This is a genomic window from Rhizobium sp. Leaf384, from assembly GCF_001424065.1.
GTDB lineage: Bacteria > Pseudomonadota > Alphaproteobacteria > Rhizobiales > Rhizobiaceae > Ferranicluibacter.
In genome coordinates this window covers 204301-219030 of sequence record NZ_LMQE01000007.1, presented here as the reverse complement: position 1 = coordinate 219030, position 14730 = coordinate 204301, and the positions used below count along the sequence as shown (strand labels likewise).

The 14730-nt window shown below is 64.1% G+C and carries 15 protein-coding genes; 8 read left to right on the top strand and 7 right to left on the bottom strand.

Annotated elements, in window-relative coordinates; genetic code table 11:
- Window positions 1–39 precede the first annotated feature (39 nt).
- The 5 genes from ASG25_RS16785 to ASG25_RS16765 all read left to right on the top strand — a co-directional run bounded on the left by ASG25_RS16785 (window position 40) and on the right by ASG25_RS16765 (window position 5734).
- The gene (locus ASG25_RS16785; protein WP_062476452.1) at window positions 40–1041 is read left to right on the top strand and encodes an ABC transporter ATP-binding protein; all 1002 of its coding nucleotides are present in this window, start codon (window positions 40–42) and stop codon (window positions 1039–1041) included.
- A complete protein-coding gene (locus tag ASG25_RS16780; RefSeq protein WP_062476449.1) occupies window positions 1038–1811 on the top strand; it encodes an L-iditol 2-dehydrogenase in 774 nt (257 codons plus the stop codon). The genes ASG25_RS16785 and ASG25_RS16780 overlap by 4 nt, the downstream gene beginning before the upstream one ends.
- Window positions 1812–1859: 48 nt before the next feature.
- Window positions 1860–3344: a mannitol dehydrogenase family protein gene (locus tag ASG25_RS16775; RefSeq protein ID WP_062476447.1), complete on the top strand. Its 1485-nt coding sequence runs from the start codon at window positions 1860–1862 to the stop codon at window positions 3342–3344.
- Window positions 3345–3351: 7 nt separating this feature from the next.
- Window positions 3352–4041 (top strand): HAD family hydrolase, encoded by a 690-nt coding sequence (locus ASG25_RS16770; protein ID WP_062476445.1) that lies wholly within the window; start codon window positions 3352–3354, stop codon window positions 4039–4041.
- 115 nt (window positions 4042–4156) lie between these two features.
- Complete coding sequence (locus ASG25_RS16765; RefSeq protein ID WP_062476443.1) at window positions 4157–5734, top strand: FGGY-family carbohydrate kinase; 1578 nt, start codon at window positions 4157–4159, stop codon at window positions 5732–5734.
- 347 nt (window positions 5735–6081) lie between these two features.
- Here the strand turns inward: ASG25_RS16765 and ASG25_RS16760 are convergent, their stop codons facing one another.
- Both ASG25_RS16760 and ASG25_RS16755 read right to left on the bottom strand, forming a co-directional pair.
- Window positions 6082–7077: a sensor histidine kinase gene (locus ASG25_RS16760; RefSeq protein WP_062476440.1), complete on the bottom strand. Its 996-nt coding sequence runs from the start codon at window positions 7075–7077 to the stop codon at window positions 6082–6084.
- A gap of 219 nt (window positions 7078–7296) precedes the next feature.
- Window positions 7297–8091, bottom strand: a complete 795-nt coding sequence (locus ASG25_RS16755) for a response regulator (RefSeq protein WP_062476437.1) — start codon at window positions 8089–8091, stop codon at window positions 7297–7299.
- Window positions 8092–8231: 140 nt separating this feature from the next.
- Between ASG25_RS16755 and ASG25_RS16750 the strand changes: the two genes are divergently transcribed.
- The 3 genes from ASG25_RS16750 to ASG25_RS16740 all read left to right on the top strand — a co-directional run bounded on the left by ASG25_RS16750 (window position 8232) and on the right by ASG25_RS16740 (window position 10652).
- Entirely contained in the window at window positions 8232–8426 is a 195-nt protein-coding gene (locus ASG25_RS16750; RefSeq protein ID WP_062476434.1) for a NepR family anti-sigma factor, read from the top strand.
- A gap of 8 nt (window positions 8427–8434) precedes the next feature.
- Window positions 8435–8989, top strand: coding sequence for an RNA polymerase sigma factor (locus ASG25_RS16745; RefSeq protein WP_062477108.1), 555 nt, complete (start codon window positions 8435–8437; stop codon window positions 8987–8989).
- 166 nt (window positions 8990–9155) lie between these two features.
- Window positions 9156–10652 (top strand): HWE histidine kinase domain-containing protein, encoded by a 1497-nt coding sequence (locus tag ASG25_RS16740; RefSeq protein WP_062476431.1) that lies wholly within the window; start codon window positions 9156–9158, stop codon window positions 10650–10652.
- A 174-nt stretch (window positions 10653–10826) separates the two neighbouring features.
- Here ASG25_RS16740 and ASG25_RS16735 read toward each other — a convergent pair whose 3' ends face one another.
- The 5 genes from ASG25_RS16735 to ASG25_RS16715 form a co-directional block, all read right to left on the bottom strand.
- The gene (locus ASG25_RS16735) at window positions 10827–11162 is read right to left on the bottom strand and encodes a hypothetical protein (protein WP_062476428.1); all 336 of its coding nucleotides are present in this window, start codon (window positions 11160–11162) and stop codon (window positions 10827–10829) included.
- A gap of 161 nt (window positions 11163–11323) precedes the next feature.
- Window positions 11324–11683, bottom strand: a complete 360-nt coding sequence (locus tag ASG25_RS16730) for a hypothetical protein (protein ID WP_062476425.1) — start codon at window positions 11681–11683, stop codon at window positions 11324–11326.
- 170 nt (window positions 11684–11853) lie between these two features.
- A complete protein-coding gene (locus ASG25_RS16725; RefSeq protein ID WP_062476422.1) occupies window positions 11854–12666 on the bottom strand; it encodes a heme ABC transporter ATP-binding protein in 813 nt (270 codons plus the stop codon).
- Between the two features lie 5 nt (window positions 12667–12671).
- On the bottom strand, window positions 12672–13829 hold the full coding sequence (locus ASG25_RS16720) for an iron ABC transporter permease (protein ID WP_244479433.1): 1158 nt from the start codon (window positions 13827–13829) through the stop codon (window positions 12672–12674).
- On the bottom strand, window positions 13816–14721 hold the full coding sequence (locus tag ASG25_RS16715; RefSeq protein WP_082480282.1) for an ABC transporter substrate-binding protein: 906 nt from the start codon (window positions 14719–14721) through the stop codon (window positions 13816–13818). Before ASG25_RS16715 ends, ASG25_RS16720 begins: the two co-directional genes overlap by 14 nt.
- Window positions 14722–14730 lie beyond the last annotated feature (9 nt).

Here is a 14730-nt window from a genome sequence, read left to right as displayed (position 1 = left end):
AAAAACACGATAACGACAAGACGAGCGGGAGCGCACACCATGGGCAATATACGTCTGAAGAACGTCTCGAAGAGTTTCGCGGCCACGACGGTCATTCCGGGCATCGATCTCGAAATCAAGGACGGCGAGTTCGTGGTCTTCGTCGGGCCGTCCGGCTGCGGCAAGTCCACGCTGCTCAGGATCATCGCGGGGCTCGAGGATGCGACCTCCGGGCACATCGAGATCGACGGACGCGACGTCACCAACGAGGCGCCTGCCAAGCGTGGCCTCGCCATGGTCTTCCAGTCCTATGCGCTCTATCCGCACATGACGGTGCGCAACAACATCGCCTTCCCGTTGAAGATGGCGAAGATGGACGAGGGCGCCGTCGAGAAGAAGGTGACGGAAGCCGCGCGCGTCCTGAACCTCACCAACTATCTCGATCGTCGGCCGGGGCAGCTTTCGGGTGGCCAGCGCCAGCGCGTCGCCATCGGTCGCGCCATCGTTCGCGAACCCTCGGCCTTCCTGTTCGACGAGCCGCTGTCCAACCTCGATGCGGCGCTGCGCGGCACGATGCGGCTCGAAATCAGCGAGCTGCACAACCAGCTGAAGACCACGATGATCTACGTCACCCACGACCAAGTGGAGGCCATGACCATGGCCGACAAGATCGTGGTGCTGAACGCCGGCAACATCGAGCAGGTGGGCTCGCCGCTCGATCTCTACCACAAGCCGAACAACCTCTTCGTTGCCGGCTTCATCGGTTCGCCGCGCATGAATTTCGCGACCGGTGCCTTTGCGAGCGGCTACGGCGCCCACACGATCGGCGTGCGCCCCGAGCATCTGAAGCTCTCGCGCGAGAGCGGGACATGGACCGGCCGGGTCAGTGTCGCCGAACATCTTGGTGCCGACACGTTCCTGCATATTCTGGTCGACGGCATCGGCCAGGTGACGGCGCGCATCGCGGGCGACGTCCCCGTCCAGCACGGTGACACGGTCTATCTGACGCCCGACGAGGCGCGCATTCACAAGTTCAATGAGAAGGGCATGGCGATCCGATGAAACGTCTTGAAGGAAAAAGCGCGCTGATCACAGGATCGGCTCGAGGGATCGGTCGCGCGTTCGCGGAAGCCTACATCGCCGAGGGCGCGACGGTGGCGATCGCCGACATCAACCTTGCGCGGGCGACCGAGACCGCGTCCGAACTCGGACCCAAGGCCTATCCGGTCGAAATGGACGTGACGCAACAAGCATCGATCGACGCGGCGATTGCGACCGTCGTCGCGCATGCCGGCCGGCTCGACATCCTCGTCAACAATGCGGCCCTGTTCGACCTGGCGCCGATCGTCGAGATCACCCGCGAAAGCTATGACCGGCTGTTTGCCATCAATGTGTCCGGCACGCTGTTCACACTGCAGGCGGCTGCCAAGCAGATGATCGCGCAGGGGCACGGCGGCAAGATCATCAACATGGCAAGCCAGGCCGGTCGGCGGGGCGAAGCGCTGGTTGCGGTCTACTGCGCAACGAAGGCGGCCGTCATCAGCCTGACCCAGTCCGCAGGGCTCAACCTCATTCCACACGGCATCAACGTCAACGCGATCGCCCCCGGCGTCGTGGACGGCGAGCACTGGGACGGCGTGGACGCGATGTTTGCGAAATACGAGAACCGGCCGCTCGGCGAGAAGAAGAAGCTTGTCGGCGCGGAAGTGCCGTTCGGTCGCATGGGCACGGCACAGGACCTCACCGGCATGGCCGTCTTCCTCGCCTCGTCGGACAGCGACTACATCGTCTCCCAGACCTACAATGTCGACGGCGGAAACTGGATGAGCTGAGGCTGATGCCCGCTCGACCTCCAAGCCGCTTTCCGAAAGGGTAACATCATGACCACCAAGCTCTCGCTTGCAAACCTGGACGCCATCAAGGCGACAGCGACCGTCCCCGCTTTCGAGCGCTCTGCGCTGACGGCCGGAATCGTTCACTTCGGGGTCGGCAATTTCCATCGCGCCCATCAGGCCGTCTACCTTGACGACCTGTTCAACACGGGCCGCGATCACGACTGGGCAATCGTCGGGGCCGGCGTGCTGCCGTCGGACGCCGCCATGCGCGAGAAGCTGGCCGGACAGGATTTCCTCACCACCGTGGTCGAGCAGGACAACAACCGGTCGGCCGCTCGCGTGACCGGCCCGATGATCGATTATCTCGCGCCGGGAAATCCGGCCGGGACCATCGCCCGTCTTGCCGATCCGGCGATCCGCATCGTCTCGCTGACGATCACCGAAGGGGGCTACTTCATCGATCCGGCTTCCGGCCACTTCAACCCGAAACATCCTGCGATCGTTGCCGATGCGGAAAATCCGGACGCACCGAAGACCGTGTTCGGTCTCATCATCGCCGGTCTCAAGGCGCGTCGGGAGAAAGGGCTCGTTCCCTTCACGGTGATGTCCTGCGACAATATTCCGGGCAATGGCGAAGTCACCCATGCCGCAGTGTCGGGTCTCGCCCGCCTGTCGGACGCGGCGCTTGCCGACTGGATCGACGCCAACGTGGCCTTTCCGAACGGCATGGTCGACCGGATTACGCCCGCGACCGGCCCGCGCGAGATCGGTATTGCTGCCGACCAGTATGGCATCGACGATGCCTGGCCGGTGTTTTGCGAGGAATTCAAGCAGTGGGTGCTGGAGGACCATTTTCCGGCCGGCCGGCCCGCCCTCGAAACGGTTGGGGTCCAGTTCGTTCCCGACGTCGCACCCTATGAGTTGATGAAGATCCGCATCCTGAATGGCGGCCACGCCGCCATTGCCTATCCCGCGGCGCTGCTCGACATCCATTTCGTGCATGACGCCATGGAAGAGCCGATCATCCAGGCGTTTCTCGAGAAACTCGAGCACGACGAGATCATCCCGATCGTTCCCCCCGTGCCGGATACGGATCTCAAGGCCTACTACAAGCAGGTGGAGACGCGCCTTTTCAACCCGAAGATCGGCGACACCATTCCCCGTCTGGCGCAGGACGGGTCGAACCGCCAGCCGAAGTTCATCCTTCCCTCGACGGCAGATCGCTTGCGCCAAGGCCTCGATGTCGTCGGACTGGCACTGGTCTCGGCTCTCTGGTGCCGCTACTTCGCCGGGACGACCGACAGCGGCGCCAAGATCACGTTCAATGACGCGAGCGCCGACCGTCTGCACGCGGCGGCCGTCAAGGCGAAGGACGATCCGATGGCGTTTCTGGCGCTTTCCGACATTTTCGGAGACGTGGCGCAGTCTGACATCTTCCGCAAGCGTTTCGCACATGGCCTGAAGACGCTATGGGAACAGGGCACGCGCCAGACGCTGCAACTGTATCTCGACGGAAAACTGACGGAGTAAGATCATCATGGCCGCACCCGAACTTGTCATCTTCGATTGCGACGGCGTGCTGGTCGACAGCGAGCCCTTGTCGATCGACGTGCTGGTGCGGGTGCTGCGCACGGCCGGCGTCGAGATGGATGCCGAGGAGGCGACCGAGCGGTTCCTCGGCAAGAGTCTGATGACGATGACGAAGATCCTGCATGACGATTTCGGGCTTCAGGTCGATGAGGCATTTCTCGAAGAGATGCGCCGCGACCTCTATCAACGGTTCGAAGCCGAGTTGCAGCCGATCGCCGGGATCTCCGGTGTGCTGGATGCGCTCGACGTGCGGCGCTGCGTCGCGTCGTCGAGCCAGATGGAGCGGATCCGCCTGTCCCTTACCATTACCGGGCTGATCGACCGGCTGGAGCCGCATATCTTCAGCGCGACGATGGTGACGAATGGAAAGCCGGCACCGGATCTCTTCCTGCATGCGGCGGAGGCGATGGATGTCGCGCCCGAAAACTGCATCGTCATTGAGGACAGCCCCGCCGGTATCGTCGCGGCGAAGGCGGCCGGCATGCGCGTCTTTGCCTTTACCGGCGCATCGCACGCCCGTACCGAGCGACACCTCGGCGCCATTCGCGAGCTCGCGCCGAATGCCGTGTTTGACGACATGCGCGAACTCCTCCATCTTGTGGCGCAAGAACAAAAACGGGATGGATACCCAGGCTGACGGATCGGATCGCTTCACGTTCGGAGCCTTTGAGACCGGCGCGCCCATGGCGGGCGCCGGAACACGGTCCGACGCCTGCTGCACCGCTTCGGACGCGTGACATAACGGACGCGGCATGGGCGACCTGATCGTCGCGGTCGATATCGGGACCGGCAGCGCGCGCGCCGGGATCTTCGATGCTGCCGGCTCGCTGCTCGCGCGCGCGGATTACCCGATTCTCATGAACCGGCCGGAAGAAAACCATGCCGAACATGACTCCGAAAACATCTGGTCGGCCGTCTGCATCGCGGTGAAGACGGCGCGCGCCAAGGCGGGGGTTCCCGCCGAGGCGATCGCCGCCATCGGTTTCGACGCGACATGCTCGCTCGTCGTGCGGGACCAGGATGGTGCACCGCTTTCCGTCAATCGCAAGGGCGATCCGCGCTGGGACACGATCGTCTGGCTCGACCATCGCGCCCTGGCGCAGGCGGATGCCTGTACCGCGACGCGGCATCCCGTTCTTGTGCATTCCGGCCGCGTCATGTCGCCGGAAATGCAGATGCCCAAGCTCCTCTGGTTGAAGCAGACCCTGCCGGAGCAATGGGAGCGGATCGGCTACCTCTTCGACCTTGCCGATTTCATGTCGTGGCGGGCGACGGGCAGCACGGTTCGGTCGCGCTGCACGCTGAGCGCAAAATGGAACTATCTGGGCCATGCGGACGGCTGGCAGCGGGATTTTCTCGAAGCGATCGGGCTGGGTGACCTTCTGGAGCGCGGCCGTCTCGACGGCACGCCCGCGCCCGTCGGCTCCGCACTCGGCCTGTTGACCGCCGAGGCTGCTGCAGACCTTGGCCTGCACGAGGCCTGCCAGGTGGCGACGGGGGTGATCGATGCCTATGCCGGCGCTATCGGCGTTCTCGGCCGGTTTGCCGGGCAGCCCGACGTCCTCGAGCGTCAACTGGCGCTGATTGCGGGAACGTCGAGCTGCATCGTGGCCTTCTCACGCGAGATGCGGCCCGGATTTGGCATGTGGGGCCCCTATTTTGAAGCGGCCTTTCCGGAACAATGGCTGATCGAGGGCGGGCAGTCAGCGACAGGCGCTCTGCTCGATCACGTGGTGCGCAGTCACAGCGCCGGCGGAGAGCCGGACATGGAAACCCATGCCCGGATCGTCCTGCGCATTCAGGAACTGCGGGCGGCCGCAGGCAAGGACTTCGCCGCGCGGCTGCATGTTCTGCCCGACTTTCACGGCAACCGTTCGCCCTTTGCCGATCCGCATGCGCGCGGGGTGGTCTCGGGCCTGACGCTCGACAGCTCGTTCGATGCGCTTTGCCGGCTCTACTGGCGCACCTGCGTTGCGATCGCGCTCGGCGTTCGGCATATCCTCGCGATGATGAAGGAAGCCGGATATCACGTGGATACGCTCCATGTGACAGGGGGCCATGTCCGCAATCCCTTGCTCATGGATCTCTACAGCGACGCCACAGGATGCCGCGTCGTTGTTCCGGAGACGACGGATGCCGTGCTTCTGGGAACCGCCATGATCGCGTCCGTAGCAGGCGGCCTTCACGGGGATCTCGCCGCCGCCGGAGCGGCTATGAGTCCCGGCGGCTTCGAACGTCAGCCGGACCCGGATATGATGGCCGTCTACGACCGCGACTACGAGAAATTCCTGAGCCTGTACCGCCACCGCGCCGAGCTCGAGGCGGACTGATACCCTTCAAGGCTCGCTTGCTCCGTTGCGTTTTCGCGATGCGGAAAAAAAAATCGAAAAAAGATGCGAGGGGCGGAACCAAACTTTGGACTGCGTGTTTATCGGATGTCCGGACCATGGTTCCCATCGCCCCCAATGAGGACCACCCAAGAATATCCGGCTTCCAACTCACATGCCCCCTCGGTGAGTTGTCGAATACAGCCAGTGCCTCCCCCCGGCACTGGCTGTTTCTTTTTCAGATCCTCATCATCGCGATATGCCCACCAAGACGACCGAATGACATCGTGATGCCATGACGGCCGGACGGCGTTTTGATGCTCATCGGCTGAGGATGTCAGATCTCTCCGTCAACCCTCGATGGGCGCGAGAATCTCGTATTCGTGGGCCGGGATGGTCAGGTGATATTCGATGCGGTCGGCCCGGGTGATGTAGACGGCTTTCCCCGCGATCGCGATCGGCACGACGCGCTCCAGCACGGTCCGGGCAAAACTGGGCTCGTCATGGTCATGCGCGTCGTCTGCGTCGGGCAGATGTTCGATCCAGGCGAGCTCCAGCGCCGGCTTGTCGTCGAAGACGGTTTCGAAACAATCGAGCGTCAACGAATTCATGCCGGCGGCGATGGCCCCGTGGGACGCCGAGTTGACGATCAGTTCGTGCAGCGCGAGACCGATATGGAGCGCGGCATTCGGCGACAGGTGCGCATCGATACCGGTCGCCACGATCGGCATCCGGGGTTCCGACCAGTAGGCAGCAAACTGCTTTGCGGCGAGCGCAAAGAGGAAGGCGCCCCGCCAGCTGGAATCCGTCACGAGATCCTGGGAATAGGCCAGCGACTGGATCCGCCCCCGGAACTTCACCAGGAAACTGTCGAGCGACAGCGCCTGACGCGCCGTCTGCGTGGCGATACCCTGGATGATGGCAAGCAGGTTCTTCGAGCGGTGGCTCAGCTCGCGCAGGAGCGTCTTCAGCACGCGCTCCCGATGCCGGGTCTCGGAGATATCGGTGATGACGGACAGGATGCCGTCGGTGTCCTGTGCCGTGAAGCGTTCCAAGTCGATGCGAAAGGTCATCAGGCCGGCCGAGGAGGGGAGCTCGACCTCCATGCAGTCGGCTTCCGCGGTTTCGAAGACCGCTTTTTTCAACGCAAGCAGCCGCTTGCCGTCGTCCTCGCCGAGGACATCCCGGTCGCCGTTTTCCTGCAGAAGACCGCTCAGCCTGTTGGGCAGATTGCCGGACAGCAGAACATCGAGAGAGCCTGACTGGAAAATGTACCCGGCGCCGGTTTTCCTGACGACGCGGTCCAGCAGTCCGATACTCTCTCCAGCGTGGACGGCTCTGGTCATGCCGCCTGGAGATGTTGAACTGCTTGCGCTGGTCACGCGGGGATGCCTCTTCATTCACTACAATACGGGGCGGCTGACGCGTTAACGAGACAAGGCCGGGTCCGTTCCATCATCCGTGACGATGATGCGAAGATGGCCGATCCATCGTTATCCGATGAGAGAAGCCGCGCCCGGAGAGCGCGGCTCGAAGAGTTCATGCGAGGGAGTGGCAGGATCGGATCAGGCCGCAGCCTTGGTCGATTCGTTGAAGAACAGCGCCTGGCTGATCAGCGCCTTGACCATGTCCGGATTGAAGGGCTTCGTCACGAGGAAGGTCGGCTCGGGACGCTCGCCGGTCAGCAGACGTTCCGGGAAAGCCGTGATGAAGATGACCGGTACGGCCGACGTGCGCAGGATTTCGTTCACGGCGTCGATGCCCGAGCTGCCGTCGGCAAGCTGGATGTCGGCAAGAACCATGCTCGGCTGTGTCGCATTGAAGAGCGCCACGGCCTCGTCACGCGTGCGGGCGATGCCCGTCACCCGATGACCGAGGCTTTCGACCATCTGCTCGATGTCGATCGCGATCAGCGGCTCGTCCTCGATGATCATGATATCGGTGGCGACCTGACGCGAAATTTCTTCGGATGCGCGCTCGATCAACTGCGCCATGCCGCTTTCCGACGTTCCCAGAACCTCGGCCGCTTCACTGGTGCGGAAACCCTCGACGGACACGAGAAGGAAGGCCTGGCGGGCAAGTGGAGAGACCGACGCCAGATTGATGGAGGCCCGCTTCTCCCAGGCGAAGGGCGAGACCGGCTCGGGAATGAGGACGGAGGACGATCCGAACAGCTTCGTATACAGCTGGAAGAGGGCGACACGGTCGCTGCTTGCTTCGGGGAAGATCGACATATCCGAGATCAGCGCCTCCAAAACGGCGGCGACATAGGCATCGCCCGATGTCTGGGACCCAGTCAGTGCGCGGGAATACCGGCGCAGGTAGGGCAGGAACGGAGCGATCCGGGTAGACAGTGACATACAAAAACTCCCTCAATCCGGCCGAGGTTATGGCCATGACAGTTATGGGAACGTTGATCCAAAAAAAAGGTTCCGTCGCGGGAACAAATTTTTGTGCCGCGCATTTAGGCTCCGATCACCACGCGAGGTACTTCGTTTTCATGACCGACAAAACTGGGGCAAGTTCTGGAGCCGGCGAGCCGGTCCGGGCCGATCATCCACATGCGCAGATCGCCACGAAGCTGCGCGCTCTCTATGTCTCCGTCCAGGAGGAAGCCATTCCCGATCGTTTCCTCGATCTCCTCGAACAGCTGGACGCCGTCGAGCGTCGCCACGTTCCGGACGTTGCGAAATGAGCACCAAAATGACGGCTGAAGAACCCAGTTTCAAGCGCGAGATGCTGGCGGCCCTGCCGAGCCTGCGCGCTTTCGCAATGTCGCTGATCGGTCGCCACGACCGGGCGGACGATCTGGTGCAGGACACCATCATGAAGGCCTGGGCAAAGCAGGATCACTTCGAGATGGGCACCAACATGAAGGCGTGGCTTTTCACGATCCTACGCAACGAGCTGTACAGCCAGATGCGCAAGCGCGGTCGCGAGGTGCAGGACAGCGACGGCTTCTTCACGGAATCGCTCGCCCAGCATCCCTCGCAATACGGGTCGCTCGATCTGCAGGATTTCAAGCGCGCGCTGAACATGTTGCCGCCGGACCAGCGGGAAGCGATCATTCTCGTCGGCGCCTCGGGTTTTTCCTACGAGGAAGCGGCGGAAATCTGCGGCTGCGCGCTCGGCACCATCAAGAGCCGGGTTAACCGCGCCCGGCAGCGGCTGTCCGATATTCTGCAGGTGACGGGCGAGAACGAATACGGCCCCGATGCGACCTCGGCGCCGCTGACATCGCGCGCCTTCGTCTCCTGACGCAGGGGCATTGTGATTGCACAATCGGCGCAAAAGGACATGCGCCGATTGTTGACCCTGTGCCTTTCGCCATTGCCGTCATGCGCAGGATCATGCAGATTCCGGTCGAAACGATTCATCCCTTGGGCCGCTCATCCGATCCGGGCGATGCCGCAGGCGAGTGCTGATGACTGACACCAGACCGGATTTGCTGCCAGATGTCCCCGCGGTCATCATGGACAAACAGAGGCTCGCCGCCTTGCGGTCGCTTGAGCCCGGCCGCCCCGGAATGTCTGCGGAATTCCAGGAGATCGTCGAGGTTGCGGCCGGCATCTTCGAGGCGCCGGTGGCGCTGCTGACCCTGATCGACGACCGGCGCGAATGGGTGGTGGCGCGTGTCGGCACCGATCTTTCCGACGTCGATGCCTTTACCTGTTTCGGTGCGCATGCGGTGGCCACGCAGCCTCTGGCACCCTTCGTCGTGCGCGATGCCGCAAAGGATCCCCGTTTTGCCGCCCAGCCCTGCGTTGTGGACGGCATCCGCTTCTATGCGGGAGCGCCCTTGCTGGTCGACGGCCATGCAGTGGGCATGGTCTGCGTCATCGACCGCGTGGCGCGCCTCGACGTGCCGGAGGCGCTGACGCGGCAATTGCAGCGGCTCGCCCGCATCGCTTCGCGCCTGATGAGCTTCAAGGAGGACGCGCGCGTCCGGGCCGCGCGGGCCGAAGTGCTCTCGCGGGACGAGAAGCGTCATGCCCAGGCGCTTGAGGCTGCCAATGTCGGCAGTTGGCTCTGGGATGCGGAGACCGGGCAGGTGACCTGCAACGCCGCGATGTCGCGCATGTTCGGCGTGACCGCGACCACCATGAGTCCACGCGACATCATCAGCTTCATTCACCCGGAAGATCGTCCCGGCATGCTGGACAGCCTGCGGGCCGCGATGACGGAAGATGCGGAATATGCAAGCACGTTCCGGGTCGAGACCACGGGGCGATGGGTGCTCGGGCGGGGGCGGGTGCACGAGCGCGATGCCTCGGGCAAGCCCAGAAGCTTCCTCGGCGTCAATATCGACGTAACCGCCGAGCAATCCACCACGCAACGCACGCGCCTCTTGCTGCGCGAACTGAACCACCGGGTCAAGAACACGCTCGCCATGCTGCAGTCCCTGGCCCGGCAGACCCTGCGGCAGACCAGTGATCCGCAGGAGTTCATGACGGCCTTTGCCGGACGTCTGCAGGCAATCTCGGAAGCCCATGGCCTGCTCTCGGACCATGAATGGGGCGAGATCCGGCTGTCGGCTCTGCTGAAGAAGCAGCTCTCGCCGCATGTGCGCGATTACGAGGCACAGATCGAAATTCACAAGGACGAGATCCTGCTCGGACCCGACCAGGCTGTCGGGCTCGGCCTGGTTCTCCACGAGCTGGCAACCAATGCCTACAAATACGGAGCGCTCTCCGTGCCCCGAGGGCGCATCGTCATCACGGCGCGAGGGCATCAGGAGGAGATCGGGCGCGTCCTCAATCTGACCTGGACGGAGGTCGGCGGACCGCCGGTCAAGGAACCGGGCCGGCGCGGCTTCGGTTCGATCCTGATCGAGCGGAGCCTCGACAAGGTGATGGGCAGCTCCGTGAAGGTGGAATATCTCGCAGCCGGTGTCACGGCGCTTGTGCGGTTGCCGCTCTAACGCATGTCGCCCGAACGTGTGCAGCGGTTTCGGGAAACGACATGCATCAAGACAAGACCTTAACGCGCGTTGCGTGAGTGCTTTTTCACGCAACGCGCTTTCGGTTTTTCAGCTGCAGACACGAAAAAAGGCCCCGAAAGGCCTTTTGAAACGCGACATGTTGCGGTCTCGTGCTCAGTCGTCGCTGCGGCCGCGCGTGACCCCGAGAAGAGCGCCGACCGCCATCGCGACGCCGGCAGCCACAAGCGGCTTGCGGCGAAAGACGGTCAGGGCCGTCGTCATGGCGACATTGGTCTTCAACTGCGACTGGCGGCGACGTTCCGCAGCGCGGCGCTTCTCGGCAGACGCCATGGCCGACATGATGATGAAGAGAACGACCGCGATGGCAATGAACACGCCGCCCATGATGAGAGTCGCCGGGATCATGCCATAGGCATTTGACAGCGCGATGGTGCCCGCGACGAGCAGGAAAACATAGGCGGTCAGGAAAAAGACGCCCGCGATCGACATAAAGATCGCATTTCGCTTTGTCCGTGCGACAATCGTTGAAATGTCGCTGAGTACAACGCCTGACAGTAAGGCCGCCAAAGTCCCCATGCAAATTCTCCCTCAAATCCTCGAAAAAAGCCGCCCCTTTCCTCAGGGACGGCATTCAAACCCGCAAGGGTGGCTTAACGGCGCGACAGCGCGATGAAGGCGATACCAAGCGCTGCAATGGCGCCGACGGTCGCGAGAGGGTGTTCGCGCACGGTGTGACGAACCTGGCGCTCCGTCGACGCATAGCGATGACGAAGATCCGACAGGAGCTGTTCCGCACCGTCCACCATGTCGGCGAGGCCGGTTTCGGCCTGGCCGCGCACATCGCTTGCGCGCGACGACAGGAGGTTGCCGGCCTTGCTGCCGCGCTTGGAAACGAGGTTTGCAAGCGACGCGATGTCGCTGCGCAGATCGCTCAGCTGATCTTCGATGGCGCTACCCATCAGATGATGACGCTTGCGGCTGGACGAGCTGGAAAACAGACCGAGTGACATGCTTTACTCCTTGATGCCGCGGGTTCACGACGTTGGCCCAGACGGGTTGGCTGGAACAGGTGGCCGGGACACTCCGACCGTGTGCAGCGCAAACGCGGATGGCATCGATTTGTTCCCGGTGCAGGCGCCAGCGGCCCGCTGCAGCATGGGAACGCGGCGCGGGAGAGCGGCTAGGACATGGTCGTTTGCGGCAGGACAAACGGCATGCCGGATGGCGGCACGGCGCTGACCCGCATCGCGCAGCCGAAGACGGTTTCCATCATCTCGTCCGTCATGACCGCCCGCGGCGCGCCCGCCGCCACGACGCGCCCCTCTTTCATCATCACCACGTGATCGGCGAACATGGCCGTCAGGTTGAGATCGTGCATGACGGCGACGACACCGCCGCCGCGCCGGCAATAATCGGCAGCCAGGCGCATGACGGTCAGCTGGTGGCGGATGTCGAGGCTCGAGACAGGCTCGTCGAGGAGAAGGAAGGCCGGGCATCCATCGCGCACCGGCTCCCAGATCTGGCTCAGCGCGCGGGCGAGCTGGACCCGCTGCTGCTCGCCGCCCGAAAGCTCCTGGTAGAGCCGCCCGGCAAATCCGCCGAGGTCGACCGCCTCCAGCGCTTCCTCGGCAATGCGGTCTGCAGAGCCGTGCCCGGCCCGCGCCGCCGTCCCGCGGGACGAGGATGCGCCGACGGTGAGGCCCATGCGGACGATCTCGCGCACCGTGAAGGGGAAGGCGATGACGCTCGCCTGCGGGAGAACCGCGCGCCGGGTGGCCAGCTGCCAGGGTTGCAGGCTGCCGATGTCGTCGCCGCCGATCAGCACCCGGCCATCGCAGGCAAGCTCGCCGGCGATCGCCTTCAGCGTCGTCGTCTTGCCGGAGCCATTGGGTCCGACGATGGCGGTCATCTCGCCCGCTTGGGCCGTGAGGCTGACGTTATGGAGAACCGTCTTGCTGCCCATCCGGACGGTCACGTCGAGTGCTTCGATCATCGCGTTCACAAGCCCATCTGCGCGCGACCACGCAAGAGGATCCACAGGAAAAAGGGTGCGCCGGCGAAGGCGGTGATGATGCCGATCGGCAGTTCCGCCGGCGGCACGACGGTGCGGGCCACCATGTCGGCGGCAATCAGCAGGGTGCCGCCAAGAAGGGCGGAGGCCGGCAGGAGATAGCGATTGTCCGGGCCGATGAGGAGGCGCAGGACATGTGGCACGACGATGCCGACGAAGCCGATACCACCGCTGACGGCAACGGCCGCACCTGTCGAGGCGGCGACAGTGACGACGGCGACCGTTTTCAGGCGTTGCACCGGAACCCCCATATGAAAGGCCGCGGCTTCGCCCAGTGTCAGCGCGTTGAGGCCGCGGGCGAGAAACGGAACGACGGCCAGCGACGCGAGGATGATGGGCGCGGCGGCTGCGATCTTCGTCCAGCTGGCGCCGGCGAGCGAGCCGAGCCCCCAGAACGTTAGGTCGCGCAACTGTTTGTCGTCGGCAAGGAAGATGAGCACGCCCGTCACCGCGCCGGCGAGAGCGGCGAGGGCCACGCCGGCAAGCAGCATGGTGGCGACCGACGTCTGTCCGCCGCGGGTGGCGATCCGATAAAGCAGGAAGGTCGTGATCAGAGCGCCGAAAAAGGCGGCGACCGGCAGGGCGTAGATCCCGACCAGCGTGAACAGTCCCGAGAACACGGAGGTGCCGAGAACAATCGTCACGACCGCACCGAGGCCCGCGCCGGCGGAGACGCCGACGAGGCCGGGATCGGCCAGCGGGTTGCGGAACAGGCCCTGCATCACGGCGCCGGAGACGGCGAGCGCCGCGCCGACCAGAAGGCCGAGCACGGCCCGGGGCAGGCGGATGTCGAGAATGATGATGCGATCGCGCAGGCTGAGCGCGGCGTCCGTGGTTTCCGTGCCCGTGAGCCAGCGCAGGAGATTGCCGACAGAGGCATCGGCAGCACCGGTCATGACCGACGCGCCGAAGGCGAAAAGGGTCACCGCCGCGAGAAACAGGATCAGCAGGCGCGCCAGGCCGGAGCGATCGCCGGCATCCCGGTCTGCCCGGATCGCGGCGAGGGGCGAGGGGCTGCGCCGTCGCGGTGACGCAGAGGGCATGGGATGCAGGGTCTCGCCTGCCGCCGTATTACCGGGCTGCATGCGCGTCTCCGTAGATGGCGCCGTTCAGGTCCCGCACCGCACTTGCCGTGCGCGGGCCGAAGCCGAGGAGATGCAGGCCGTCCATGCGGATGACGCTTCCGGTTTCGGCTGCGGGCGTGAGGGCAAGGGCAGGGTGCCTGAAAAGTTCTTCGTCCGAGGCGCCATGCGAGCCGCCCCGCGTCATCATCAGCACCACATCCGGCTTCGCCGCGATCACCGCCTCGTCGGTGACGGGCTTGTATCCCTGAAACGTCGCCGTGGCATTGATGGCGCCGGACATCCGCACGATGGCATCTGCCGCCGTGCCCTTGCCCGCTGCCATGATCTTTCCACCCTGCATGCTGAGGATGAAGAGCACGCGCTTTTGCTCCGTTTCCGGTCGGGTTTCGGCATCGGCCAAAGCGGCATCGAGATCCGCCCTGACCCGCGCGGCCAGCGCGCCGGCCTTCTCATCGACCCCGAGCAGCGCGCCGACGCGGATGATCTTTTCGACGATGCCGGCACCGTCATAGCGTTCCGGTACGGTTTCCATCGGGATCGCCGCATTCTTGAGCAGGGTGAGCGTTTCCGGCGGACCGCTGCCCTCGACGGCAAGGATGGCGGTCGGGTTGGTGGCCATGATGCCCTCCGGCGAAAGCTGGCGCATATAGCCGACATCCGGAACCTTGAGCGCTGCCGCTGGGTAGAGGCTGGTGGAATCACGTCCGACCAACCGTCCCTCCTCGCCGAGCGCGTAGATGATCTCCGTCACGTCGCCGCCGACGGACACGAGACGGGACGTGTCGATCGAACCGGCGTCCTGCCCGAAGGCCGCTCCGCCGATCGTGAGCGATGCGGCGAGAACCAGACGGAAAAGAGTGGCGCTTCGGCCGCGTTCGGATCGCAAGGTCATCGCTCGGCT

What these genes read in the sequence shown, in the direction of transcription:
- ASG25_RS16715 (WP_082480282.1), bottom strand. Translation starts at nt 14,721, where the DNA reads ATGACCTTGCGATCCGAACGCGGCCGAAGCGCCACTCTTTTCCGTCTG.
- ASG25_RS16770 (WP_062476445.1), top strand. Translation starts at nt 3,352, where the DNA reads ATGGCCGCACCCGAACTTGTCATCTTCGATTGCGACGGCGTGCTGGTC.
- ASG25_RS16775 (WP_062476447.1), top strand. Translation starts at nt 1,860, where the DNA reads ATGACCACCAAGCTCTCGCTTGCAAACCTGGACGCCATCAAGGCGACA.
- ASG25_RS16720 (WP_244479433.1), bottom strand. Translation starts at nt 13,829, where the DNA reads ATGCAGCCCGGTAATACGGCGGCAGGCGAGACCCTGCATCCCATGCCC.
- ASG25_RS16765 (WP_062476443.1), top strand. Translation starts at nt 4,157, where the DNA reads ATGGGCGACCTGATCGTCGCGGTCGATATCGGGACCGGCAGCGCGCGC.
- ASG25_RS16750 (WP_062476434.1), top strand. Translation starts at nt 8,232, where the DNA reads ATGACCGACAAAACTGGGGCAAGTTCTGGAGCCGGCGAGCCGGTCCGG.
- ASG25_RS16780 (WP_062476449.1), top strand. Translation starts at nt 1,038, where the DNA reads ATGAAACGTCTTGAAGGAAAAAGCGCGCTGATCACAGGATCGGCTCGA.
- ASG25_RS16735 (WP_062476428.1), bottom strand. Translation starts at nt 11,162, where the DNA reads ATGTCGATCGCGGGCGTCTTTTTCCTGACCGCCTATGTTTTCCTGCTC.
- ASG25_RS16730 (WP_062476425.1), bottom strand. Translation starts at nt 11,683, where the DNA reads ATGTCACTCGGTCTGTTTTCCAGCTCGTCCAGCCGCAAGCGTCATCAT.
- ASG25_RS16745 (WP_062477108.1), top strand. Translation starts at nt 8,435, where the DNA reads ATGACGGCTGAAGAACCCAGTTTCAAGCGCGAGATGCTGGCGGCCCTG.
- ASG25_RS16740 (WP_062476431.1), top strand. Translation starts at nt 9,156, where the DNA reads ATGACTGACACCAGACCGGATTTGCTGCCAGATGTCCCCGCGGTCATC.
- ASG25_RS16785 (WP_062476452.1), top strand. Translation starts at nt 40, where the DNA reads ATGGGCAATATACGTCTGAAGAACGTCTCGAAGAGTTTCGCGGCCACG.
- ASG25_RS16755 (WP_062476437.1), bottom strand. Translation starts at nt 8,091, where the DNA reads ATGTCACTGTCTACCCGGATCGCTCCGTTCCTGCCCTACCTGCGCCGG.
- ASG25_RS16725 (WP_062476422.1), bottom strand. Translation starts at nt 12,666, where the DNA reads ATGATCGAAGCACTCGACGTGACCGTCCGGATGGGCAGCAAGACGGTT.
- ASG25_RS16760 (WP_062476440.1), bottom strand. Translation starts at nt 7,077, where the DNA reads ATGACCAGAGCCGTCCACGCTGGAGAGAGTATCGGACTGCTGGACCGC.